20 protein-coding genes are annotated in these 25,355 nt (G+C 68.2%); 11 read left to right on the top strand and 9 right to left on the bottom strand.

The annotated features are described in order from the left end of the window. Positions 1-2 precede the first annotated feature (2 nt). The 3 genes from VEC57_07970 to aroC form a co-directional block, all read right to left on the bottom strand. Positions 3-839 (bottom strand): SDR family oxidoreductase, encoded by an 837-nt coding sequence (locus VEC57_07970; protein ID HYB99060.1) that lies wholly within the window; start codon positions 837-839, stop codon positions 3-5. Between the two features lie 117 nt (positions 840-956). After that, the gene (locus VEC57_07965; protein HYB99059.1) at positions 957-2,372 is read right to left on the bottom strand and encodes a hypothetical protein; all 1,416 of its coding nucleotides are present in this window, start codon (positions 2,370-2,372) and stop codon (positions 957-959) included. A 399-nt stretch (positions 2,373-2,771) separates the two neighbouring features. Then, entirely contained in the window at positions 2,772-3,887 is a 1,116-nt protein-coding gene (gene aroC, locus VEC57_07960) for a chorismate synthase (protein HYB99058.1), read from the bottom strand. 14 nt (positions 3,888-3,901) lie between these two features. Between aroC and VEC57_07955 the strand changes: the two genes are divergently transcribed. The 9 genes from VEC57_07955 (at position 3,902) to VEC57_07915 (ending at position 13,024) form a co-directional block, all read left to right on the top strand. After that, positions 3,902-5,131, top strand: a complete 1,230-nt coding sequence (locus tag VEC57_07955) for a hypothetical protein (protein ID HYB99057.1) — start codon at positions 3,902-3,904, stop codon at positions 5,129-5,131. Positions 5,132-5,134: 3 nt separating this feature from the next. Further along, complete coding sequence (locus VEC57_07950) at positions 5,135-6,199, top strand: hypothetical protein (GenBank protein ID HYB99056.1); 1,065 nt, start codon at positions 5,135-5,137, stop codon at positions 6,197-6,199. A gap of 25 nt (positions 6,200-6,224) precedes the next feature. Beyond that, a complete protein-coding gene (locus VEC57_07945; protein HYB99055.1) occupies positions 6,225-7,190 on the top strand; it encodes an SUMF1/EgtB/PvdO family nonheme iron enzyme in 966 nt (321 codons plus the stop codon). 25 nt (positions 7,191-7,215) lie between these two features. Next, positions 7,216-8,118, top strand: coding sequence for a hypothetical protein (locus VEC57_07940; GenBank protein ID HYB99054.1), 903 nt, complete (start codon positions 7,216-7,218; stop codon positions 8,116-8,118). Then, positions 8,097-9,050 (top strand): hypothetical protein, encoded by a 954-nt coding sequence (locus tag VEC57_07935; protein ID HYB99053.1) that lies wholly within the window; start codon positions 8,097-8,099, stop codon positions 9,048-9,050. Before VEC57_07940 ends, VEC57_07935 begins: the two co-directional genes overlap by 22 nt. A 98-nt stretch (positions 9,051-9,148) precedes the next feature. Beyond that, positions 9,149-10,045, top strand: a complete 897-nt coding sequence (locus tag VEC57_07930; protein HYB99052.1) for a hypothetical protein — start codon at positions 9,149-9,151, stop codon at positions 10,043-10,045. Positions 10,046-10,099: 54 nt separating this feature from the next. Further along, the gene (locus VEC57_07925) at positions 10,100-10,993 is read left to right on the top strand and encodes a cytochrome c (GenBank protein ID HYB99051.1); all 894 of its coding nucleotides are present in this window, start codon (positions 10,100-10,102) and stop codon (positions 10,991-10,993) included. 27 nt (positions 10,994-11,020) lie between these two features. Further along, positions 11,021-11,479, top strand: coding sequence for a cytochrome c (locus VEC57_07920; GenBank protein ID HYB99050.1), 459 nt, complete (start codon positions 11,021-11,023; stop codon positions 11,477-11,479). A gap of 315 nt (positions 11,480-11,794) precedes the next feature. Further along, positions 11,795-13,024: a hypothetical protein gene (locus VEC57_07915; GenBank protein ID HYB99049.1), complete on the top strand. Its 1,230-nt coding sequence runs from the start codon at positions 11,795-11,797 to the stop codon at positions 13,022-13,024. Between the two features lie 103 nt (positions 13,025-13,127). Here the strand turns inward: VEC57_07915 and VEC57_07910 are convergent, their stop codons facing one another. Next, positions 13,128-14,456 (bottom strand): MFS transporter, encoded by a 1,329-nt coding sequence (locus VEC57_07910; GenBank protein ID HYB99048.1) that lies wholly within the window; start codon positions 14,454-14,456, stop codon positions 13,128-13,130. A gap of 167 nt (positions 14,457-14,623) precedes the next feature. Between VEC57_07910 and VEC57_07905 the strand changes: the two genes are divergently transcribed. Further along, positions 14,624-15,781 (top strand): acyltransferase, encoded by a 1,158-nt coding sequence (locus VEC57_07905; protein HYB99047.1) that lies wholly within the window; start codon positions 14,624-14,626, stop codon positions 15,779-15,781. Positions 15,782-15,841: 60 nt separating this feature from the next. On the opposite strand, the gene VEC57_07900 is transcribed toward VEC57_07905, so the two are convergent. The 5 genes from VEC57_07900 to VEC57_07880 all read right to left on the bottom strand — a co-directional run bounded on the left by VEC57_07900 (position 15,842) and on the right by VEC57_07880 (position 23,330). Then, a complete protein-coding gene (locus VEC57_07900) occupies positions 15,842-18,580 on the bottom strand; it encodes an Ig-like domain-containing protein (GenBank protein HYB99046.1) in 2,739 nt (912 codons plus the stop codon). Positions 18,581-18,723: 143 nt separating this feature from the next. Next, positions 18,724-19,719 (bottom strand): sigma-70 family RNA polymerase sigma factor, encoded by a 996-nt coding sequence (locus tag VEC57_07895; protein ID HYB99045.1) that lies wholly within the window; start codon positions 19,717-19,719, stop codon positions 18,724-18,726. Between the two features lie 111 nt (positions 19,720-19,830). Beyond that, positions 19,831-20,817, bottom strand: coding sequence for a thioredoxin domain-containing protein (locus tag VEC57_07890; GenBank protein ID HYB99044.1), 987 nt, complete (start codon positions 20,815-20,817; stop codon positions 19,831-19,833). A gap of 121 nt (positions 20,818-20,938) precedes the next feature. Continuing rightward, the gene (locus VEC57_07885) at positions 20,939-22,141 is read right to left on the bottom strand and encodes a hypothetical protein (protein HYB99043.1); all 1,203 of its coding nucleotides are present in this window, start codon (positions 22,139-22,141) and stop codon (positions 20,939-20,941) included. 22 nt (positions 22,142-22,163) lie between these two features. Next, positions 22,164-23,330 carry a response regulator gene (locus tag VEC57_07880; GenBank protein HYB99042.1) on the bottom strand — a complete coding sequence of 389 codons (1,167 nt, stop codon included), beginning with the start codon at positions 23,328-23,330 and terminating at the stop codon, positions 22,164-22,166. A 184-nt stretch (positions 23,331-23,514) separates the two neighbouring features. Between VEC57_07880 and ettA the strand changes: the two genes are divergently transcribed. Further along, on the top strand, positions 23,515-25,200 hold the full coding sequence (gene ettA, locus VEC57_07875) for an energy-dependent translational throttle protein EttA (protein ID HYB99041.1): 1,686 nt from the start codon (positions 23,515-23,517) through the stop codon (positions 25,198-25,200). The last annotated feature ends 155 nt before the right edge of the window (positions 25,201-25,355 follow it).

The following is a 25,355-nucleotide window of genomic DNA, read 5'->3' as shown; positions in this document are numbered from 1 at the left end:
TCCTACGCCCCGCGGGTGGCTGCAGGGTCCGCCCGACCGGTGAACTCGTCCATCGAGGAGTTGACGCCGAGGTGATCCGCGATCGGGTCCATCAACGAGGGCGGCAGCATGCGCATGAGCGGGATCAGCGCCACGCTCCACGGCATGATCAGGCGCGCATGATCCTTGCGAATGGCGCGCACGATGCGGCGCGCCACTGCTTGCGGCTCCAGCAGCGGCAGGAACAGGGGCCAGCGCGAGCGCACGCCGGCGAACATACCCGTGTTGATGTAGAACGGGCACACGACCGTGGTGCGGATATACGGCGCCGTACGCCGCATCTCCACGCGCAGCGACTCGTCGAAACCCATTGCCGCCCATTTGCTGGCCGCATAGTCGGAGAGGCGGTTGACGCCGATGAGGCTGGAGGCCGAAGCGATGGTGACGAGATGACCGCGCCCTCGCTCGATCATGCTGGGCAGAAAGGCCTTCGTCGTCCAGAACAGCGCCAGCGTATTGACTGCGAACGTCGTCTCGATCTTCTCGTCGGAAAGCTCGAGGAGGCTGCGGCCGCTGACGACGCCGGCATTGTTGATGAGTATGTCGACGCGGCCTGCATCCTGCAGCGTGCGCGCGGCGGTCGCGTAGACGTCGTCGCGGCGTGAGACGTCGCAGACGTACGTTCGGGCTCTGCGGCCGGTGGCCGCCTCGACCTCGCGCGCGGTGGTGTCGAGCGCATCGCCGTTGAGGTCCCACAGCACGAGATCGGCGCCCTGGTGGGCCATCTCCAGCGCCATCAGGCGGCCGATGCCGCTGGCTCCGCCCGTGATGAGGACGCTGCTGCCTCGAATTTCGCTCATCGATCCCTCCACGACCGCACGGCGCGGCCGGCGAGGGTGTTTGTCACGGAAGCGGGGCCGGTGAAAACGAGGTCGGCTGCCGTTTCGATCCGCAAAACGGCATCGACGCCGGCGGTTTCACATGACCGCGAAGTAGTTCTGGACCGCGAAGTCGAGCGCCTCGTCCGAAAGCTCCACCGGCAGCTTGTGGTACATGCAGTAGCTGCGCGCCTGCAGCATCAGATCGCGCGGATGGCACGCACGCATCGCACGACCGGTCGTGACGTAGTGCTTCTCGATCAGATGGTCGACCACCTGCGGATCGATGGTGAAGCCGAGCGACGGCGCCACCATCTCGACGATGTGCTTGAACTGCGACGGCGTCGGATTCGGCGCTTCGATCTTGTAGGGAATGCGGCGCAGGAACGCCTCGTCGACCAGGTCGCGCGGCTCCAGGTTGGTCGAGAAGATCACGAGCTGGTCGAAGGGAACCTGGATCTTCTTGCCCGAGGGCAGCTTCTGGAAGTCGTAACGCTTCTCGAGCGGAACGATCCAGCGGTTGAGCAGCTCGGCGATGGGCATGCGCTGGCGCCCGAAGTCGTCGATGACCAGGGCGCCGCAGTTGCTCTTCATCTGGATGGGCGCCTCGCTGACGTTGCTCTGCGGGTCATGGCGCATCTCGAGCTGATCCATCGTCAGCTCGCCGCCGACCACGACCGTCGGGCGCACCACCTTCACCCAGCGTCCGTCCTCGAGCCCTTCGCCGAGAATGCTCGATTCGGGCTCGGCGACTGGCTGATGGATCACCGGATCGAACAGGCGGAACAGATGGCCGTCGATGACGATCGTCTTCGGAATCCAGAGGTGGCTGCCGAAGCATCGGATGACGCGCTCGGCGATGCTGGTCTTACCGTTGCCGGGGGCGCCGTACAGGAACATGCCCTTGCCCGAGTTCACGGCCGGGCCGAGCCGGTCGAGCATCTCGTCACCGACGAGCAGATCGAAGAACGCCTCCTTCAGATGCTCGGCGTTGATGCGGTGAAGCGTCAGGCTCTGCGCGGCGACCGAAGCGATGTAGTCCTCCAGCGGCACGGGCGCAGAATCGGCATACGTGCAGGCGTCCATGGAGCGGCGTGCCCGGTCGCTGCCGGTGTCGGTCAGGACGTACTCGTAGTCCCCGGCGGCCGCGGTCTTGCGGTACGCCAGCAGCATCTCGTTCTTGGCGCGCGTCAGCAGGCCCTCGAGCGACCGGAAGGGCAGGCCGAGCTGCTGGGCGATGCGGCGGCCGGTGGCCGAGCCGCGGGTGAGAAGGAATTTGCAGATGAGCTGTTCGACGAATTCGGGCGTCAGGCCCGCGTCGGCGATGGTGGCCGGCTTGCGCGGGGAGAAATCGGTGTCGGACCGCTGCTCGGCGGCGCGGCGCGCCGTCTCGATCCCGGCCATGAGGCCTTCGTCCTCGCCGGCGGTGTCGAAGATCCTTCGCAGGTCCTCGGCGCTCGGGCCCGTGGCAGCAGGCGCACCGATATCCATCTGAAATTTCTGTGTGAAGCTCATTCCCTCTCCCTGGACCGGTTCTGGTCGCCGGCAAAGCCCATTACCGACGCGAACGTTGCAGGTGCTGCCATGGAAGTGCGGCCGGTGACAAGAGGGTCGCCGAACGTCTTTTTTTGGCCATGCAAGATAAAACCGCGCAGCCTGCGCGCCGCGCGTTCGCCCCGTGCTTTACGCGTGCAAAATGCGCTGCATGTTTTCGCATCGGCCCGCGTGACGTCGTACTGATGACGTAATGAAATCGCGTGCTGCCGCCGATCGTGGCATCGCTGCACGCACCGCCATGCGCGCAACGCGCTCTCGCCACACGGACGGGGGTGTCGAGCATCGGCCGGCCGTGCGTGACTGTGCGTTGTTGCGAGATGCCACCGAGCGCTGTCGTCCTCGTGCACGAGGAGTGCGTCATGCCAGCGGCTTCTGCGACTTCCAGCGAAGCCAGTGGTCGGCGAGCACGAGAGCGACCATCGCCTCGCCCATGGGAACGAATCGCGGCAGCAGGCATGGGTCGTGGCGCCCTTTCGTCCGGATCGAGGCCTGCTCGCCGGCGCGCGTCACCGTCTTCTGCTCCTGCGGCAGGCTGCTGGTCGGTTTGACGGCGGCCCGCAGCACGATCGGCATGCCGCTGCTGATGCCGCCGAGCATGCCGCCATGGCGATTGGTCCGGGTTCGAACCGGCGGACTGCCAGGGCCGGGCTCGAAGACGTCGTTGTTCTCGCTGCCTCGCGCGGTGGCTACGGCAAAGCCTGCGCCGTACTCGACGCCGACGACGGCGGGCAGCGTGAACAGCGCCTTGCCCAGGTCGGCCTTGAGCTTGTCGAACACCGGCTCCCCGAGTCCCGCCGGCACGCCCACCGCCACGATCTCGCTTATGCCACCGATCGAATCCTGCGCCTTGCGCATCTCTTCGATCAGCTCGACCATCGCCGCGGCGGCGGCCGGATCGGGACACCGTACGACGTTCGCCGAGCCGTCCGGGAGCTTCTCGACCTGGTCCAGGGTGACGGCGGCAGGGTCGGGGATGGAGGCCCGTACTTGGCCCACCTGCAGCACGTAACCCACCACGGACGCACCGCATTCGTTCGCCAGGATCTTCTTGGCCACGACTCCGGCAGCAACGCGCACGTTGGTCTCGCGGGCGCTGGAGCGACCGCCGCCGCGGTAGTCGCGGCGGCCGTATTTGGCGTCGAAGGTGAAGTCGGCGTGGCCCGGCCGGTACAACTCCTTGATGGCCTCGTAGTCCCTGCTGCGCTGGTCCTCGTTCGGAATCAGCAGCGCCAGCGAGGTTCCGGTGGTGTGGCCTTCGAACACGCCGGCCAGGATCTGCGGGATGTCGCTCTCCTGTCTCTGGGTGACGATTGAGCTCTGGCCGGGCCGGCGCCGGTCCAGGTCGACCAGGAGGTCCTCGACGCTCAGCGGCAGGCCCGGCGGCACCCCGTCGATGATGACGACGTTGGCCGGCCCGTGGCTCTCGCCCGCCGTGGTGATGCGAAGGGCCTGTCCGAAGGAGTTGCCGGCCATCGCGCATTCTAACGATGGGCGGCGCTCCGGTGCCAACGCGAAAGTGTTGGCAGAGCGGCAGCCGACCGCTTAGGCTGATCGCCTTTTCTCACGCGCAGACTGCGTGCTCCGGCGACGCACTCGTTGAGCGTCTCTTTAGTACGCCTTCAATCGAATCTGCTGCGTCAGCACATACCTGGCGCATGCGTCGCATTCCGCACGTGCCCCGCAACCGTGGCGAGTGCGCACGACGTTCGTTGTGCATGCGAGCACGAAAAAAGTCTGATTCCACTTTCCAACCGTCAGGCGGCTTGTCTATACTCCGCTTCGACTCGAACGGCGGTCATCGCAAGGAGCGTCCTCTCCGCGCGACCATCTTCTCCGAGTCGTTGCCTCGTCCTCGTCTTAGCGAAAAGCCAAGGCTCGTCATGGATATGACGACAATCGAAGTGCTGCGTGCGGCCGAGCCTCCGGCCGACGACGGCTCCATCGAGCAGGCGCTCACCGACCTCGACGTCAAGATCTGGACGTGGACGGACGCGATGCTGAGCGCACAGACATTCTTGAAGCGCGCGCTGACGGGCAGGGAAGCTCTCGGCGCCGCGACCACGGCGTCGATCGCGCGGCCGCAGCCCGTGCCGCAGGCAGCGACGATCTCGATCGCGCCTTCGCTGGATGCGCCCGCGGCGCCGCCTCTGGCGTCCGCCTTCGACGGCGGGGACTGGAAGCCGCAGGTCGTGACCGAGGTTCCCGCTGCATCCGAGCCTGCGCCGGCCGGCTGGCCCGCGCAGAACGGTTGGGCGTCGAGCCCTGCGCAGCCGCAGCCGCAACCGCAGCAGCCGCCGCAACTGCAAGCGCAACCGACGCAATGGGGCATTCCTCAGCCGATGAACTGGCCGAGCAACCCCGGCGAATGGCCTGCGGCAGCACCGTCGACCGCCGCTGCAGTGGAATGGCCGAGCATGAGCTGGCCATCCTCGGAGGGCGCGAACGCGGCGCCGCCGCCCGTCGAAGAGGCGCCGGCCAAGCCGAAGATCAAGGAAAAGCCGGTCAAGACCGGACCCACCGACGAGGAGCTGGCCGCGCGCGCTGCGCACGAGCAGGAAGTCCTGGCGGCGCTCGACGAAACAACGGCTCGTCGTGTGCGCCTGCTGCGTCGTCTGGATCCGGACGCGAAGATCGAACAACTCGTCGAGAAGGCGCGGCAGACCAGTGCCGAGCCGGCCGACAAAAATGACAAGTCCTCCTGGTGGCGGAGAAAGTAAGAGATGAACGCGAGCATCGAGAACCTCAGCAAGGCAGACGACGTCCAGAACCCGGACGTCAACAAGATCGCATCCATGGGCCAGGATGTGCTGCGTGCCATCGGCACGCTGCGCGACATGCTGCAGGCGCGCGCCGAGGCCATCGAGTCGTGCCGCGCGATGCTGGTGGACCAGCACGCCAAGCTCGTCGAGGACCGCGAGCGGTTCGAGCACGAGCAGGTGCTGCTGTGCGACGAGTACGAGCGGCGTGAAGCCGACCTTACCGAACGCGAAAAGCGATACGAAGGCGTCGAGCTGCGCGCCGAAGAGCTGGGGCGCGCCTTCGAGCTCGAAGCCGCCGAGCTCAAGCGTCAGCACGAGGAGCTCAACCGCCGCGCCGCCGCCTCCGAGGAGACCCTGCGCAAGATCGGCGAGCGCGAGGGAGCGGTGCTGCAGCTGGAGCAGGAGTTCCACAAGCAGAAGGCGGAGTTCGAGCAGCGAATCGCGACGCTCGATGCGGATCGCGAGAAGCTGCGCACCGCCGGCAGGCAGCTGGCCGAGGCCAAGGCACGTCATCAGCAGGAGCGCAGCGAGTGGGAGATCGAGCGCGACCGGCATCTGCAGGCGGTGGCGAGCCTGGAGCGCGATCGCGCGGCGTTCTCCGCCTCGGAGGCCGATCTCGAGTCGCGCCAGGCGCAGTTTGCGGAGCGTGCCGCCGAGCTGGCGCGCCGCGAGCTGCAGATCAAGGAGCAGGAAGGCTCGCTCGAGCTGCGCGTGCAGCAGGTCGAGGCCCAGAAGGACGAACTCGGCCGCCTGCGCCAGCGCTGGGAAGAGAAGATCGCCGAGCTCAACGACGCCAGCGTCAGCCTCAGCTCGCTGCAGGAGCAGCTGCAGGCCGAGGTCGGACAGATCGCCAACGATCGCGACGACATCCTGGAGCGCTTCGGCCTGACCGAGAAGACCTGGAATGCCGGCACGCCGGTGACCAAGGGGCTGCCTTCGGTGCAGACGCAGCAGGCGTCGGCGGCGGTGGAGCGCTACCAGAAGCTGTGCCGCGACGCGCGTCGTCGCGCGATCGGCGTGATGTAGTGATCGGGATCAAGGGGTGGCTCCTATGTTGAAAGCGTTCTGGCGCAACGACTCGCTATCGCCCGACGGCGGCGGCCGCGCTTCCACTGCCTCGGCCGTCAAGGAAACCGACCCGCTGCGCTCCTACATGCAGTTGGAGCGCTACGGGCTGGTGGTGACCAAGGGCGACCAGTTCCGCGGTCACCCCGACTTCCAGACGCTGTTCCAGAAGGCTCTCGACATCATCGACGACCGCTTCGCATTGGTGCCCGAAGGGTTCGTTTCGATGCCGACGACGCTGATGGACGTGCCCGGCTGCCCCGAAGTCGATCTGGAGACCGAGCCGTTCCTGCTCTCGCGCACGTGCGTGACCAATGCGCAGTACCAGAAGTTCGTCGATGCCGGCGCCTATGAGGATCTCGAGCTGTGGTCCGAGGAGCTGTGGCCGCATCTGATCAGCTTCCACGACCAGACCGGCAAGCCCGGCCCGCGCTTCTGGCGCGGCGGCAAGCACGACCGCGCCAAGGCGGATCATCCCGTCGTAGGCATCTGCTGCGCCGAAGCCGAGACGTATGCGCGCTGGGCAGGATTTCGTCTGCCGACGGAAGCGGAATGGCAGATGGCGGCGAGCTGGCGCATCCGCAGCTCCGCGCACGTCTTCCGGCGTTATCCGTGGGGCGATGCACTGGACACGAGGCGTTGCAACATCTGGGCGACCGGGCTCGGCACCACCTCTCCCGTGACGTCGTTCTCCGACGGCGCGGCGCCCAATGGCGTGCTGCAGCTCATCGGCAACGTCTGGGAGTGGACGTCGTCCGATCTCGATCTCACCGACGACAATGGCGTGCCGCTGATCGGCGACATGCTGATGAAGGCCATCCGCGGCGGCGCTTTCGACACCTACTTCGCCTGCCAGGCCACGAGCACGTTCCGGACGGGGCTTGCCTGCCTGTCCCGCACACACAACGTCGGCTTCCGCTGCGTCCTGGACGCGGGCCAGCCCGGCGCCTGAGCCTACAGGACGAACGATCATGGCCATGATGTCAGCATTCGGAATGGGCAACGACGAACCGCAGATCCCGTGCCTGATCTGTGAATCTCCCAACGGAACGGACGCCGCGGTGTGCAGCGAGTGCGCGGCGCCGATGTCGCTGGTGATGGATACCGCCGCGCAGGGACGCCAGCACCAGATCATCAGCGTCCTCGGCGAGAGCAACGTCGGCAAGACCGTCTATCTGGGGTTCCTGCTCGACATGCTCTCGCAGCGTGCCAAGGGCTTCGAGGCGATTCCCAAGGGAGCCTACAGCGTCGATCTTCAGCAGAGCGTGGTGGCCAGCATGACGGGCCGCGCGTTTCCGCCCAAGACCGCCATGGAGCCCGACCGCTGGCACTGGGCCTACTACCAGGCGCGCAAGGGCGAGGGCCGCAAGACGAAGTGGTACGACCTGGTGATGCCCGACATGGCGGGCGAGAGCCTGGCGGCCGAGATCGCCAGCCCCTCCACGTTCCGCATCATTCGCAGCCTGCTGCAGAAATCGTCGGGGGCGATGCTGCTGGTCGATGCTGCGCTGGCGGCCAACGGCGCCTCGCGCCCGGACTTCTTCGCGCTCAAGATGATGAGCTACATCGACGCGCTCATTCAGACCAAGCGCGAGCAGCGGGTGCGCACGCCGATCGCCGTCGTGTTGTGCAAGTCCGACCACTGTCCCGAGTGCTTCGACGATTCGCGCAAGTTCGTCCAGGCCAATCTCAACCGCCTGTGGAACCTGTGCGAGAGCCGCTTCGAGACGGTGGAATATTTCGCGTGCAGCGCGGTCGGATCCCTGGCCTATGCGACCGGCAAGGACGAGGACGGCGGTGATTACGTGCGGCCGGTTCCTCTGCACACGTCGCTCCAGGGAGTGCTGGAGCCGTTCGAGTGGCTGATCTCGAAGATCTGACGCCCATCCAGGTTTCCTGCGAGCGCGCAGTCTTCACCTCGCTGCCGTCGGCGACGGGGGAGGGCTATCGGCTCGTTGCCGCCAGCGCGGGCCTGCGCTCGGAGGAACGCGCCGAAATCATCCGGCGCTCGCCGTCGCACGATTCGCTTTGCAGCCGCGCGCCGCAGGCCGCGGCGATCGCGATGTACACGCTGGAGTCGGGCAGGGTGTGCATTTCGCTGGCGCGTTACGCCGGTGCCGAGCACACGATGCGCGGCGGCGGGCGCGTCTGGACCGACATCCTCGTGTGTGAGCCGGCCTCGTTCCTTCGCATGGCGTCCCATCCCGATTCGTTCTGCCGTGCCGCGGCGACCCTGCCGCCGCTGGGCAAGGGGTCGGACGGCGTGGTGCCGGCGGTGACGGTGGAGATGTGGCGCGACGACGACGCGCGCAGCTCCAAGAGCTGGGACGGCGCTACCCTGGCAGGTCTGGCGTCGCTTCTGCACGAGCGCGCGCCCGCCGTGGCCGCCGCCGGCAAGAGCTCGGCAATGGCGCTGGTCTGGGCGCTGCACATGCTCCCGGCTGCCGCGCGGCGCGGCATGAGCTGCAGCGGCGGCCTGCGCTTCAGCCGCATGCGGCAAATCGAGTGCACCGTTGTCGATGAGATGGATCACGACACGCTTCGCGCCACGCGCGGGCACGGCATCACGTGCTACTCCGCTGCCGACGTGCGCCGCCATGTTTCCAGTCCGCTGCGGCCCTGGCTCCAGCTCGTGGCGCGCTGGTGGGACGAAGGCCGCGCCGGTGAGATCGTGCGAGTGGCCGCGGCGATGGGCGGTTCCATCACGCCAGCCGAAGTGGCCGAGATCGCAGCGTTGTGCGAGGCCGTGGACCGGCGGGAGAAGGAGCCGGCCGAGCTCCAGTGGCTGCTGGCCAGGCGCGTGGCCGCCTGACCGCATCGGCGTTCCCTACCGCGTCGCCACGGCGCCAGGACCAGCGCCATTCCGACAGCCCTTGTTGCCCTTTTTCGAGCCAGCGCTACAGACGCCGCATGGCCCGTGCCGATTACGAAGAGCAGCTGCGACGTCACGCCGGACAATGGGACGTGCTTCCTTTCGGTCTTCCGGTGCCGTCGCTCGCTTGGGCGTCCGACTCGAGCGGCCGATGCGGCGGAACCTTGGATCTGACCGAGGCGGTGCTCGAAGGAAACCGATGGCCGGCCGTGTCGGGCGCTCTGCTGGCCGAGTGCGCGTGCCGCTGCGCGACGCTCGCGATGCTCATGCGGAGCGCCGATCCGGCCATCCGCCAGATCGCCGTTCGCTTCCGTCGCGCGATTCGGGTGGCCGAGCCGCGCACGCGCCCGCACGTCGCCGACGGAGTGAGCGAGGTCCGCTGGACGGCAGCCGTCGACGATGCATCGCCCGCAACCACCGTGGGCATCGAACTGTCCCGGCAGCTGCCGGGTGCAGCGGCGCCGGTGGTCGCCGTGCAGGCGCGGGCGCAGTTCGACGCCGCCGATGCGACCGCGGCGACCGTGCAGGCCGACCGCCGCATCGCCGACTACCTTGCGACGCTTCCGCAGCGTCTCGCCCTGCCGGCGTACGAGCTCGGCTGGAGCGACACCGAGATTCGCGGCGTGTGCAGGGAGATGCCCGGCTCGCTACTGGGCGCGGCCGAGGAGGCGCTGGGTGATGCCGGCAAGATCGCGCGGGGCCTCGGTGTTCCCGACGATCACGACGAGTCGATGCTGCTCGCGGAGATGACGTACCGATGGGTGCGGCCCGTGCAGGACGGCCGCGCTACGTACGTCGCGCGCACCGGCGAGCGGCGAAGGGACGAAAAGGGCCGCACCTGGCTCGGCGTGACCGCCGACCTCGACCTGGACGGCGAAAGGGTCGGCGAGGCCGAGGGCTCGGTCGTATTCCAGACCGTACCGCGACGGAGCTGACCCGCCGCACGGCCGGCTGGCGCAAGCTGCCCGGGACGGGGTATTGGCAAGACCATGGCCTGCCTGTTTCGCGCCCCGTCCCTGGCGATCGCGACGGCGGCCATCGCCGCCGCCACGTTCGCTGGCGAGCTGCCCGCACACGCGGCATCGGCCGAGCGCGGACGCGAGCTGTTCGCGGCGGCCGGCGGCTGCGGCTGCCACACGCTCGCTGGCGGACCGGTCGGCGCCGGCGGCAAGAAGATCGAGACGCCCTTCGGCACCTTCTACGGCACCAACATCACGCCCGATCCCGAGACCGGCATCGGAGCGTGGACCGACCAGGAGATCGATGCCGCCATCCGCGGCGGCGTTCTGCGCGGCGGCGCGGCCGAAGCGCCGGTCATGCCCTACTACTGGTATTCCGGTATGAGCGATGAGGACGCCGCCGATCTGATCGCCTACCTGCGAACGCTTCCGGCCGTGCGACGGCGCAATCGCCCGCACGAAAACGAGCTGCCGCTGGCGCGCCAGGCCTACCGCGCCTGGGCGTGGCTGCTGGCCGAGCCGGCCGTGCCCGCCGCGAGCACTCCGACCGAGGGCGTCGAGCGCGGTCGCTATCTCGCCGAGAACGTCTCGCTCTGCGCCGACTGCCACACGCCGCGTACCTGGCTCGGTGCCGTCGACCGCTCGCTGTACATGGCCGGCACCAGCGATGGACCCGGCGGCGAGGACATCCCGAACATCACGCCCCATGCCACGGGCATCGCCGACTGGGACGAGGCCGACATCGCCGCAGTGCTGGAGCTCGGCATGCTGCCGGACTTCGACAACGTGCAGGGGTCGATGGCGGAGGTCGTCGATGGCGTCGGCGGCGGTCCCGGCTACAAGGACATGAGCGACGCCGACCGCCGCGCCATCGCCGCGTACGTGCGAAGCGTGGCGCCGATCGGACATGAAGTGGAAGACTGACGCCGGCCTCCCGGCCACGAGGACAGAATGGAAGCACGCATCGCACTCTCCTTCGCTGCCATCGCGTTGATGTCCGCGGCGGTCGCCAACGGCGCCGACAGCAAGCTGCCCGCGGGGCCCATTCACGATCGCCATGAGCTGATGGAGCGCATCGGCGGCAACGCCAAGATCATCGGCGACGCGATGAAGGCGGGGGATCTGTCGCCGGTGCCGGCCGCTGCCGACAAGATCAAGGAAGATGCCGCCAAGGCGCTGCCGCTGTTTCCCGAAGGCAGCACGCACGAGAGCTCGCGCGCGCTGCCGGCGATCTGGGAGCAGTGGCCGAAATTCGAGGCGTCGATGAAGGATCTCGAGGACAAGGCGGGCAAGCTCGCGGAGGCCGCCCGCTCCGGCGGCGACGTCGGCGCCGCATCCAAGGCGATGTTCGGCAACTGCAAGAGCTGTCACGACCAGTTCCGCAAGCCCGACGAAGACGAGAAGTCGTAGCCACGTCGGACGCGCGTTCGCGAGGATCGGGATGGCGGAGTCGGCCGCGCGCACCGGTGGAACGGCAGTCGCGTTCCCGCCGACCGGCGCGGTTCGCCTGAACACGCGTTCATCACGAAAAGCGCGCCGGCGCAGCCGGACGTGCCTGTCGGCTCTTGCCGCGGCCCGTGCGCGTGGCCTATGGTTTCCGATCACGGATGCCGTGCCATCCGCAGGGGGATCACGATGCAAGTGAACGAGGTGCAAGGGCCGCGGGAGCGCCAGGCGAAGCCGCAAGCGGAGCGATGGCATGGTCCGGGGCTGCGGGCGCGAGCAATGCGCGGGGTCGGCATCGCCAGCCTGATCGGCGTCGCGATGCTGAAGGCCGACGTCGCGGACGCGCAGGCCTGCGACGCCGTCCGTATCCTTTCGGCTGGAAAGCACTACTCGTGCGTATCGTCCGCGCAGGCCTCCGCCGTGCGCGCCGGCGGCACGATCGAGACGCCGGGGCAGCCCAAGTGCACGGAGCTGTTGGAAAAGGGCTGGGCGAAGGCGGACGCGCAGGGTGATTGCAGCAGCGCGTTCGACGCGGCCGCGGCAGCAACCGACGGACAGCAGCGAACGCAGGCGCTGACGGCTGCGATCGCACCGGACGCGGAGGCGACGGCCAGCCTGTGCGCGTCGCTGCAGCTCAAGGCCGCGGGCAAGTACGCGGCCTGCCGCCTGAAGGTCCATCAGAAGAACGTCCGCAGCGGCGCCGACCTCGTCTTCGGCAAGTGCGACGACAAGCTGACGGCAGCCTTTGCCAAAGCCGAATCGTTCGAGCCCTCCGACTGCATCACCTCTGGCGCGGTCGACAGCGTACGCGCCGACGTCAGCGACGACACCGACGAGATCGTGGCGCTGATCCTGTCGACCACCACCACGACCAGCACGACGACGACGTCGCTCCCGCCCGACGGTCCCGGCGATGATTTCGAGAGCGGGACGTTGGACGACAGCTGGAGCGTCCTGCATCCGGAGATCGCCACAGTGAGCGTCTCGGGCGGGCAGCTCCACATCCAGATCAACCAGTCCTCGAACTGGTACAACACCTCCGAGTCCGTGCTCGTCTACAAGCTGGTCACCGGAGACTTCGACGTGCACGCGCCGCTGCACGCCGCCAAGACCAGCAATGCCGCCGAAGGTCCCGACCCGCAGTACGTGCTCGGCGGCCTGCTCGCGCGGGATCCGGCCTCGACGCCGCTGAACAGCAACTTCGTGCACGTGGCCATCGGCGCCGGCTCCTACGCCTTCCCGATGGCGAACGAGTTCAAGACCACCGACGACTCGAGCAGCTACTATGACTTCCAGGCCATCGCCGGGTTCGACGGCGAGGTTCGGCTGGTGCGCGCCGGCAATCAATTCTCGATGCACTACCGCGACATCGGCGCGGGGAGCTGGACGCTGCTGCATTCGGTCAGTCGTCCCGACCTGGCGGCAACGCTGCAGGTGGGCATGATGGCGTACGACAATTCGGGCGCCGTCGATTTCACCGCCAGCTTCGACGAGATCGTCTTCGACTGATCGCGTGCACCGGTGCGCGGGCCGATCCGCTCACGAGCGGGCGCCGGCATTTGCACCGGCGCGCAGACTCGTGCGGCGCGGCGGGCGATTGGCAGCGCGCGGCTCAGGCCGCCGGCGTCGGGGCCGGCTCAGGCGCGACGGCCAAGCGACGGCCCAACGGAAACTTCCGGAACAGGAAGGCGCCGACGAGATATCCGGCGGCCGGCATCCCGCCGAAGAGGAAGCGCATGCCGGCCAGGCTACGGTCGGTCTGCTCGACGTTGGGAACGAAATCGACGGCGCCCAGAAGGAAGCCGCTGCCGGCGGTCGCCAGCGAGCCGCCGATCTTGAGAGCGAACAGCATCGCGGCGTAGTAGGTCCCTTCGCGGCGATGACCGCTGCGCTGCTCGTCGCGGTCGATGATGTCGGCCATCAGCGACGACGACAGCACGCTGCCGCAGCCCATCGCGGAGCCCGCCAGCGCCAGCAGGACGAACACGAGCGGAAGCCGGTTCGCATCCACGAAGGTCATGCCCGCGAACGATACGGCTGCCAGCAGCATCGAGGCCATCCACGTGTCGCGCGTCCCGAAGCGGCGGGAGACGCTGACCCAGACCGGAATGGCCAGCACGCCCGCAAGCACGTACGAGGCCGGCAGAACGCCGACGATGTCGGGCCGCTCGAGCACGTACTGCGCGATATAGGGAGCCATCGTGCCCACCGCGCCTACGCCCAGATTCTCGACGAACCAGACCACCAGCAGCATCCTTGCCGCGTCGTCGTGCCATACGTGCCGCAAACCCTGCAGCAGGCTCTGCTCGTGCGTGCGGCGTCTGGCTGCGTCGGGAATGACCAGCGGGGTGATGGCCAGAACGATCACCGCCACCAGCACCGCCGGCAGTGCCAGCCAGGCCGCGGCGGCGCGCGGGTCTGCTGCGTTCATCACCTGCTGGATGGCCGCGAACGCGACCAGCATTCCCAGCGTGAAGCTGATCTGCTTGACGCCGAACAGCCGCGTGCGCTCGTGCGAGTCGGTGCTGAGCTCGGCGCCGAGCGCGGCGTGCGGAATGGCATACATGGCAAAGGCCGTGAAGAAGCCGAAGAGGCCCACGCCGACCCACAGCGTCGTCATGTGCGGCCCCATCGACGCCGGCGGTCGCCACAGCAGCGCGAACGTCAGCGCCAGCAGCGGCAGGGCAGCCAGCAGGAAGGGCCGACGCCGTCCCCACGAAGAACGCGCACCGTCGCTCCAGTTGCCGACGAGCGGATTGCTGGCCGCGTCCCAGAGCTTGGCCACGGCGAACAGCGCCCCCACGGTCGCCGGCGGCAGCAGCAGCACGTCGGTCGCGAACTTGAGGAAGTAGAACAGGACGAAGAACAGCAGGAACGACAGAGCAACCGTCGGTCCGCCGTAGGCGGCCATGGTGGAAGCGGACAGGCGCGGGTGCGGCATGGGCCAGCACTGAAGCACGGCCGTGCGCTAGTCAACTCGGTCGTCGCGTCGCCGGTGATGCTGGTCGCCGCCGGCGGCACGGGCGTACGGCGGCTGCTGCGAACTTGGTTCCATCCGGTCGATGCGCGATGATGGGCGGTTCGCGGACCAACGGATCGGCAGCAGCAATGCGCTTTCGTACTCTCGATGCCTGGCGCGGTATCTGCGCGTTGCTGGTGGCGCTGCTGCACTTCTGCATCCAGGAATGGCCCGTACCCCCACGGATCTGTCAGGCATCGTTCGTTCGCTCGGCGTGGCTGTTCGTCGACTTCTTCTTCGTGCTCAGCGGCTTCGTCATCGCGCATGCCTACGCCGAGCGGATGCGGTCGCCGCGCCATTGGCTGGCGTTCGTGCTGCGCCGCTTCGGCCGCCTCTGGCCGCTGCATGCGTTCGCGCTGGCCGCAGTGGTTGCCGTGCGGCTCCTTTCGCCGCTCCTCGTCCGCGGACAGGCCGAGCCGCTGCCGTGGGCAGGCCGTCAATCGGTGACGTCACTGTTGCTGGATCTGGCGATGGTGCGGCCGCTCGGTCTTGCCGCCGTCGATCCGGCCTACCATCTGGATTGGAACTATCCGAGCTGGAGCATCGGCCTGGAGTTCTGGGTGTGCGTGGTGTTCGGCCTGCTGTGCCTGACGGTGCGGCCGCGACCCGCCCTGCATGCGGTCGAAGCGGTCGCAATCGTTGCCGCGGCAGCCGCCGTCTACCTTCTCGCCGGCCATCTGGACGCGACCGACGACTACGGCATCTTCCGCTGCTTCTACGGGTTCCTGCTCGGCCACCTCCTGTATGTGCTGTTCGTCCGCACCAGGGCGCAGGCACTGCCGTTCGCGTCTGCCCTGGAGGTCGCTGCCGTGGCCGCGGTCGCCGCCTTCGTCGCGGTGGCCGAGCATCAGGCGTGGACGATTGCGGCGCCGCTGCTCTTCGCCGCCGCCATCTACGTGTTCGCTCATGAGCAGGGATTCGTTTCGCGCGCGCTGCACGCGTCTGCGGCGCAGCGGGTGGGGGCACTGTCGTACTCGATCTACATGATGCACGTGGCGGTGTTCGAGCTGATCCTGCGCCTGCTGTTTCCGATCCTGCGCTGGTCGGGACGGCGCGCCGGCTTCTCGCACCTCATCGACGGCGGACCGCAGGGGGCGGCGGCGGTGGCGGCGGCCGAGGCTGCGCAGCTCGCACTGGCGCTGGCTCTGCTGCTCGCGGTTGCCTCGGTCACCTACTTGCTGGTCGAGCAGCCGGCGCGGCGCCGCATCAATGCACGCGCGGCGAGAATGGAAGCGACGGATCGTTGAGGATCGCGGCGGCGTCGGAGGTCACGGCGGCCACACCGGCCGCCGTGACCGCGAGCTCGATCAGTCGGCGTTGTCGACGAACTCGGACTCCGTGTTGGTCCTGGCCGGAGCGCTGTAGAGCGCCTCCCAGCACTCGCCGTTGCTGGCGCGCAGCTGCACCGAGACGGGCTGCTCGGCCGGCAGGGCGCCCACGTCCAGAAGCGATCCGCGGATGGAGGCGGTGATGCGGGCCTTGCCTTCCTCGCCGCCGCGCAGCGTCAGCCTGGCGGTGGAGGAGTCGCCCGTCTCCTCGTCCTCGACGCGCCGGTCGAACGCATATCCGCGCGAGACCGGCTTCCAGCACGGACGGCCGTTGCAGTCCTGCTCGGGATCGGTGGCGAAGGCGGCCACGGCCTCGCCCGCGGCATCGAACACGCACAGCTCGTAGGCGGTGTCGACGTTGGGATGGCCGAAGTCCTCGGTCGCCGTGGCCTCGCCGTTCGTCCACCGCCACGACAGCAGCTCTTCCTCGTCGTCGCTGCCGTTGCGCAGCGTGATCTTGGCCTTTCCCGCCTTGACCGGCAGGCGGCAGCCGTCCTGCGGCCCGGTCGCGCAGGGCGGAGGCGGCGGCGTGACGGTGATGGTCACGGTCGCGGGCTGCGAATCGGAGGTGCCGTCGTTGGCGACATAGGTGAACGTATCGGTGCCGACGAAGCCGTCGGCCGGCGAGTAGGTGACCTGCGCGGTGTCGCTGTGCGGCGAGCCGGCGGCGCATGCGGCGCCGGCGATCTCGCCGACGTCGCCGTTGGCGGGCGCGTCGACGATGCGGAACGCGAGCTCGCACGTGTCGTTGTCGACCGCGCTCAGCGTCACCGTCACCGGATGGTCCCGCTCGGTCGTCGCCTGCGCGTTCGAAGCCGTCGGCGGCAGGCCTGCGGGTGCGTCGGCCACCGGAATGACCGCCGTCTGCAGCGGCACGCGCACGTTGTTGCCATAGGCATCGCCGACGTTGGTGGGAGCCGAGGTCGGCACCATGAACTGCCACTGCTGGGCGTCGATCTCGGTCACGGTCTCGGGCAGGAACGCGTTGTCGGTGTCGCCGTCCACGAAGTAGTGGACGCCGTGGGCGCCCCAGGCCCCCTGTTTCTGGATGCACTCGAGCTCTTCGTAGGGCGTGCCGCCCGCAAGCGCGACGTAGCCGTCCTTGACCCGCTGGTCCGTGCTCGATTCTCCCGGCCACGGGCGCTGCACCGGATCATCGCCGGTTCCGTCGTCCACGCACGCGTCGTCGCGGTAGTAGGGAACCACCGCCGAATTCTCGACCGACGTCGCTCCCTTCATCTCGATGATGTAGACCAGCGATCCCGCATCGCCCGCGCCGGAGACCTGCTCCCAGTTCAGCAGCGCCGAGGGCACGTTGAACGTCGGATCGTTGAGGTCGAAGAACGCGGGGCGGCCGGCGACCGCGTCGACGTTGCCGACGTCGTCGTTGACGCCGTCGATGGCCACGCCACCGGGCTTGAGCGTGTTGTAGTACGTCGTGGCCACGCCCGCATTGTAGTCCCACGACGTGTAGAGACCGTCGGGAGGAATCGGATGCACGCGCACGTGATAGCGGTAGGTGACGACGTCGCGGTAGAAGGCCTCGGTCTTGGTGACGTTGGTGCCGGAGTCGGCGCCCCAGGTCTCGCGAATCGCGCGCACCGGGCCGGTCAGCTCGCCGAGAAGCGCCGAGTTGGCTTCCCAGTTCACCTGCTCGTCCTCGAAGCCGACGATCGAGATCGTCGAATCCGGCGACTGCTGGAAGGCCCGCCCCTTCCAGCGGTCGACGAGATCGGGCCCGTAGACGCCGGGCGCGCCGGGTCTGGCGACCGAGATGTTGCGCACCATCCATCGTCCGGTTGCGCGCCAGTGATACGTGTCCGTGGACACGGTCACGCCGTCGCGGGGAAAGCGATCGTTGGAGCTGCGTGGCACGCCGTTCTCGTCGCAGACGGTGCCGCTGAGGTTGGGGCCATAGCCTGTGTTGCTGCTGCCGAGCTTCTCAGGGTCGTTGTCGGCGTAGAACGAGCGATCGATCCACTGGTCCGCGTTCGCATCGCGGACGTAGGAGACGTAGCCGTTGCTCGCATCGAAGGCGGAGCCGCCTTCGCGGAGGCCGAGGTAGACGAACGAGGCGGTCGTGGGTGCGAGAGGATCGACGATGGCCACCGCGTGCAGCGCGTTGACGCCGAACGGAAGCGGCGCGCCTGACGGCGCGACCGTGCCGGCGTCCGAGGCCATGAACACGATCTCGTCGTCGTCATCGAGCGTGGGCGCCGGGTCGGGCGTCGCCGACTCGCCCTCGTCGTATTCGGCGGTGCAGGTGCCGGCCACCTTCTTCCAGCTCTCCACGTCCCAGGCGTACGAAAGCTCCTTGTCGGTTCCCGAATAGATGCCGAAGTCCGAGTTCGGGTTGGCCAGGCAGTACGGCATGATCTCGTCGACCTGCACCGGAATCTCTTCGAAGCCGGTGCCGCGCCAGGCGAAGGCGACGATCTGGTTCGGATCGACGCCCGCGCGGACGTCGGGCGGCACGAACGTGGTGCCGTTGTGTGCCGTGCGCTCGCCGGTCAGCGCGCCGGAGGGATAGGGCTGACAGACGACCGCCGCTGCCGCTCGCGACCAGTCCGGAATGTCCAGTCCGGTCAGAATGATCGGCGCGGCCTGGCGCGCGGTGGCCGTCGGATCGGCGGGCGGCGTCTGGGCATGAGCGAGGGTCACAAGCGCGGTCAGAGCCGAGGCCAGACTCAACATCGAGATCGCATTGGAGACGGTCATGTCGGTCCCTCCCAGGGTGGATACTGACAGACCCTAAACTTACCCCGGTGTCAGCATCAACAGGGTAGGAGAAGTTTTCCCCACCTGGCGGCGCGGCGGCTCGTGTCGACAGCGCTTCGGTCGATTCGCGGTTTTCCGGCGATTTATACGGAACCCGCAGCCTTTCGCGGGGTTGCGCTTTCGCCGCCCGGGGGGAAGGGGACGTGCCGCAGTTTTCGCGTCGCCAGGACGACGTGGACGGCGCGGATGCGGCCGCCGCCGTCGAGCTCGCAGCGCAGCACGGCGCGGGGGGCCTGGCGCCTCTCCGTCCTGGCGTAGACGATCACGAGCGCCGGTTCGCCGTTGAGCTCGCGCAGCTCGACGACCGAGCCAGGGGCGCGTCGGGCCGCCACTCGCAGCAGCAGGCGCGCCACGCGATCGGCGCCGAGCATCGGTCTGGCCAGCGCGTTGAACTCGCCGCCGGCGTCGGTGAGCGCGCGGGCGTCGCGGGCCAGAAGCGCTTCGACGGCTGCAGCGTCCTGCGCGAGCAGGCCGCGCAGGAGCTCGCCGAGTGCCTGCTGCGTGCGCTCTCGGACGTGCGACGTCGTTCGCTCGCGCTCGTAGCCATCGAGCAGGCGCCGCGCTCGCAGGTGCGTGATGCGCACGTTGCCTTCGGTCATGCCGAGCATGGCGGCGACGCTGGCCGCAGGATGATCGAAGACTTCGCGCAGCAGCAGCACCGCACGCTGCTTCGGCGACAGCGCCTCGAGGGCCAGCAGGAATGCAAAGGAAAGGCTCTCGACGAGCGAGTAACGTTGCTCGGGGCCTGCACTTTCGCTGTCGGCAAGGGCGGCCGCCGATTCGATCGGGGAGGGCAGCCACGCGCCCGGATAGCCACGGCGCCTGCGCCGCCGCAGCACGTCGATGGCGTCGTTGACCGCAACTCGCGTCAGCCAGCCCCGCCACGCCTCGACCGCCAGCGTGGCGCTTGCGGCCAGGGCCTTGGCGAACGTCTCCTGAACGATGTCGTCGGCATCGGCGGCGCAGCCCGTCATCCGATACGCGATGGCCCACAGGCGCGCGCGCTCGGACTCGAAGACGGCAGCGAGGCGCTCGGATGTCTCGGCGGCGGATTGCGAGGAGGCAGGTGAAGCGGACATGGCGGAAGGAGGACGCCCTGGGCCGCCGCTTCGTTACGCGCGGTCAGGCCTCGCAGCCGGCTTCTACCGCATCGGGTCGAAGTCGGACAATCGAGGCCTGACCGCTTCGCGTCAGGACTTCTGCAGCTCGGCGTCGATGAGCGCCTTGAAGCGCTCCAGCGGCTGCGCGCCCGAGAGCATGCGGCCGTTGATGAAGAAGGCGGGCGTGCCCGAGACTCCGGCCTCGCCGGCAGCCTCGACGTCCTCGTCGATCATCGTCTTGTACTTGTCCGAGGCCAGGCACTCGTCGAATTTGGCCTTGTCGAGCGTCAGCGTCGTCGCGATCTCGCCGAGCTTGGGCTCGGAGATGTCGGTGGCCTTGAACAATGCCTCGTTGAACTCCCAGAACTTGCCCTGGTCGCCCGCGCAGCGCGCGGCCATCGCCGCCTTGCGCGCGTTCTTGTGGAACGGCAGCGGGTAGTCGCGGTGGACGTACCGGATCTTGCCCTCGTACTCCTTGAGAACCTGATGCACGGTCTCGTCCGCCCGCTTGCAGAACGGACACTCGTAGTCGGAGAAGGCGATGATGGTGACCTTGGCGTTGGCCGGTCCCTTGGCTTCGCGGCCGGCATCGCTGACCTCGACCGTCGGCGGAGCCAGCTTGATCGCGGTGGGGTGCTTGGTGCGCAGCTCTGCAAGTAGTGCTTGAGCTTTCTTGGCGCGCTCCTGGCCCTTCAGGTACTCGATGATGCGCGGCTTGACCTGATCCAGGGTCTGACCGCCGAGCTGCTCCTTGGCCTGATCGTAGAGCGCCTGGATCTGCTCGGCCGTCGGCTCGGGCACCTCGGCCGACATCAGCTCCTGCTTCAGCGCCTCGACCGTCGTGCCGCGCGTCTTGGCCTCCATCTCCAGCAGCTTGTCGGAGACCATGTTGTCGAGGCCCTGTTCGAGGATCTCGTAGCGCTCCTGCTCGTTCTTCATGAGCTCGGCCTTGACGCTCTTCTCGAGCTCGGACCGGGTGATGTTCTGATCGCCGACGGTTGCGACGATCTCTTCGGCCATCGCCGCGATGGGCAGCAAGAGCGCCATTGCGAGCGGGGCGAGGGTACGCTGAAGCATTCGTGTCTCCTGGGTTGGGGATGTGTTGGATAGCCGTCCCGCGGGCCGGGGCATGGGGCTCGGGGCGGCAAGGCCAGTCGCGAACAATACGCCCGCCGGCCTCGGAAACAAGCCGTCCGGCCTACCGGGCGCGCGGCGCGGCCACCACCGGGGTGAGGTCGCGGCAGCGCCGCTCGAGGATGCGGCGCTCGCCGGTGAACGCGTCCGACTTGCTGCCGGCGCGCAGCACCAGTCCATCGGGGTTGCCCAGGTACTGGCACAGCCGGCGCGCCGCGTTCTCGTGCACCCGCTGCGCGTGGTAGTCGGGGACGTTCAGCTCGTAGTAGGCCCAGTCCTTCAGGTCGAGCCGCACCTGGCCATCGGCGTCGCGCTCGAAGAGGTCGTGCAGCGGCTCGGGCAGGCGCAGCGCGAGCTGCGGCGTCATGTACACCTTGCCTTGAGACTCGTTGCCCGAATACAGCGTCGCGGCTTGGAAATCGTCCCAGCGGCCGATGCCCGGCAGCACCACGAAGTTGAGGATCGGCGCGATGCCGAAGAAGGCCATCAGCGCCGCTCGCAGCGGCCGCGCGCGCAGCGCCAGCATCTCCTGCAACGGCGTCGGGCTGCTCTCGAAGATCAGGTACACGAGCGCCGCGCTGGCCACGTTCCAGAACCAGACCTGGACGTTGCCGCCCAGGCCGAGCGGCCCTACGCACAGCAGGATGAAGGCGTGCATGGCGATGGCGCTCCACATGCCGATGCGCCGCCAGCGCAGCGTCAGCAGCGCGAAGCCGGTCAGCGCCTCGATGAACGGGACCAGGACCGCGCATCCCAGCAGCCACTGCGCGACCGGCTCGGGAAGATGCGGCGTGAAGGCGCCGACCATCCACGGGAACACCTTGACGTAGAACCAGTAGTTGAGCTTTTGCAGCCCACTCCACACGTAGATCAGGGCAATGACGATGCCGCAGTCATCCAGCGCCTCGCGCGCTTCCTTCTCGCTGCGCCCGCGGTGGATCGCCAGCACCAGAAGCAGCGCGCCGACTTCGTTGAAGAAGGGAATCCAGCGCTGCTGGTCCCAGAGGCTGTAGCCGAAATAGAGCACGGCGCCGGCGGCGGCGGCTGCGCGCCGCCACGGCAGCACGGCCAGGGCCATGGCCGCAGCGATCATCAGATACCAGATCCAGCGGTCCAGCGGCTCGTTGATCGCCGGCAGCCAGTCGACGAGCGGCGTGGTGGGGAAGAAGCGCCCCTGCAGCCACAGCGCCTCGGTCAGCGACAGGGCTACGGCGAATCCGGCGCCGACACAGAGTGCGACGCTGCGCAGGCGCGATCGGCAGCTCATGGCAGCGGCAGGGGAGGCGAGATCAGACGGCGATGGGACGCAGCACGTCGCCGGCCAGGCGATCGGCGAGCGCGGCCATCGCGCGAGCGGCCTCGTGGTTGGGGTTGGCGGTGACCAGCGGCGCCGGCCGGTGCGCCGCCTCCTCGAGAGCCTCGCGCGCCGGAGGAACGATGCCGTACACCTGCCGCTCCAGCTTCTGCGCCACTGCCGAGACCGGCAGCGTGTAGCCGCTGCCGCGGTCGACGATCACCAGGCCCACCGCCTTGCGGATGCCCCAGCTTCCGAGCAGCTCGAGCATGCGTTCGGCCGCCACCAGCGAAGCCGGCTCGCGCTCGACGACGAGGCCGACGAATGCCGAGCGCCACATGGCTTCACGATTGGCCAGCGAGCCGTCGCTCGGCAGGTCGACCACCGAGAACGCGCTCATATGGTAGGCCGTGTCGACGATGGCGCGCGCGGCTTCGGGCGTGATCGTCCGGTACTTGTGTGCGTGCTGCGGGGCGGCAACCAGGTCCAGGCCGCCGGCATGGCTGGTGACGGCGTGTCGCATGGACACCTCGTTGATCTCCTCCGGGGCGTGCCGCATCAGGTCGCCGAGGTCCTGGCGTACGCTTGCCTTCAGGTGCAGCGCCAGCGTGCCGAACCCCGGATGCAGGTCGAGGGCCAGCGTCGGCTTGCCGCTGCGAGCCAGAGCGGCAGCCACGTTGACGGCCACAGTGGTCGTCCCGACCCCGCCCTTGGCGCCCAGGAAGCAGACCATGCGCCGCGACGAAGGGCCGCCCGTGGCCTTGGCCGGCGCCGACTTTTCCTGATGACGGACGATCGCATAGCGGATGCATCGCTCGAGGTCGGCGGCGCGGAAGGCACCCTTGATCAGGAAATCGGCCGCGCCCGCCTGCATCGCCTCCAGGTCCAGCTCGCGCGTGGCCTGGCCGGTCAGGACGATGACGGGGCCCAGCCGGCCGCGCTCGAGCTCGTTGCGCAGCAGATCGAGGCCGGTGTGCTCGCCGAGGCGGTAGTCGACGAGGTAGGCGTCGTAGGTGTTCCTGCGGATGTGCTCGCAGGCCGTGCGATAGCTGGAGGCCCAGTCGATCTCGTACTTGCAGTCGACGATGTCGGACAGGAGATCGCGCAGCAGAACCGGGTAGTCCGGATCATCGTCGACCAGAAGAACGCGAACGGTATCCAACGGCATCTTGCTGCTATCCCCCTTGCCGGCGCGCAGCCGGCGGTGTCGGCTGCCAGCCAGCGCGACCGGTTCTTCTACACCAGGGTGCGACGCTGGTTCCAGCCGATGTGCCGCGCGAATGACCGCGATGGGGGCCAGTGGCCGCGTAGACGTTGCGGCTCGCGCGGGCTAATCGAGCCGGCCTATGCCTCAGATCATCTACACGATGAAGGGCGTCCGGAAGGTGACGCCGCAAGGCCGCGAGATCCTCAAGGGCATCTGGCTGTCATTCTGGGCGGGCGCCAAGATCGGCGTTCTCGGTCTGAACGGCGCCGGCAAGAGCACGCTGCTGCGGATCATGGCGGGCGTCGACAAGGACTTCGCCGGCGAGGCCTTCGCCGCCGAAGGCACGACCATTGGAATGCTGCCGCAGGAGCCCGAGCTGGATCCGTCCAAGACCGTTCTGCAGCACGTCGAGGAGGCCGTCTCCGAGACGCGAGCTCTCCTGCAGCGTTTCGAAGACATCTCCATGCGCATGGCCGAACCGATGGAGGACGCCGAGCTCGACAAGCTGCTGGCCGAGCAGGGGCGGCTGCAGGATGCGATCGAGGCCGCCGATGCCTGGGAGCTGGATCGCCAGCTCGAGATCGCCATGGATGCTCTGCGCCTGCCGCCGCCCGATGCCAACGTGGCCAACCTGTCGGGCGGCGAGAAGCGGCGCGTGGCGCTGTGCCAGGTCCTCCTGCGCGCACCGGACATTCTGCTGCTGGACGAGCCCACCAATCATCTGGATGCCGAGTCGGTTGCGTGGCTGGAGCGGCACCTGCGCGAGTACAAGGGCACCGTGGTCGCAGTGACCCACGACCGCTATTTCCTCGACAACGTCGCCGGATGGATCCTCGAGCTCGACCGCGGCGAAGGCATTCCGTGGGAGGGCAACTACTCCTCCTGGCTCGACCAAAAGAACAAGCGGCTGCAGCAGGAAGAAAAGGAAGCATCGGCGCGGCGCAAGACGCTCGAGCGCGAGCTCGAATGGATCCGCATGGCGCCGCGCGCGCGGCACGCCAAGGGCAAGGCGCGCATCAATCAGTACGAATCGCTGCTCGGCGAGAACGAGAAGGCCGCGGCCGCGCCCGAGAGCGGACGCATCGTGATACCGCCCGGACCGCGCCTCGGCGACGTGGTCATCGATGCCAAGGGCGTGCGCAAGTCCTATGGCGATCGGCTGCTGTTCGACAATCTCGAATTCTCGCTGCCGCGCGGCGGGATCGTCGGCGTGATCGGTCCCAACGGTGCGGGCAAGACGACCGTCTTTCGCATGATCGTCGGGCAGGAAACGCCCGATGCAGGCACGCTGACCGTTGGCGACACGGTCCAGCTCTCGTACGTGGATCAGTCGCGCGACGCGCTGGCCGGCGAGCGCACCGTGTGGGAGGAGATCAGCGACGGACCCAACGAGTTCGTCATGGTCGGGAAGCGGCAGGTCAACTCCCGTGCCTATGTCGCCTCCTTCAACTTCAAGGGCAACGATCAGCAGAAGAGGGTCAAGTCGCTGTCGGGCGGCGAGAGGAACCGGCTGCATCTGGCCAAGCTTCTGAAGTCGGGCGGCAACGTGCTGCTGCTCGACGAGCCGACCAACGACCTGGACGTGGACACGCTGCGAGCGCTGGAGGAGGCGCTGCTCGAGTTCGCCGGCTGCGCCGTCGTCATCAGCCACGACCGCTGGTTCCTCGACCGCATCGCCACGCACATCCTCGCCTTCGAGGGTGACAGCAAGGTCTTCTGGTTCGAGGGCAACTTCTCCGACTACGAAGAGGACAAGCGCCAGCGCCTCGGCGAAGACGCCACGCAGCCCCACCGCATCAAGTACCGGCAGTTGACGCGCGGGTGAGGCGGTCAGTGGAAGGGGAAGGCGGGGCCGGACGCGCCCGCGTCGGCGACGAGCGGCGCGTCCGGGGTGATCTCGATCTCGTAGTCGCCGAGGTCGCTCTCGGTGAGTCGGCCTTCGGTGAGGCCGCGGAGCGTGGGCAGCGGGTCGAAGTCGAA

It is taken from the genome of Candidatus Limnocylindrales bacterium, assembly GCA_035626395.1.
GTDB lineage: Bacteria > Desulfobacterota > Binatia > UBA1149 > CAITLU01 > DASPNH01.
Note: the sequence above shows the minus strand (reverse complement) of the source record. Positions and strands in the feature narration are given on the sequence as shown.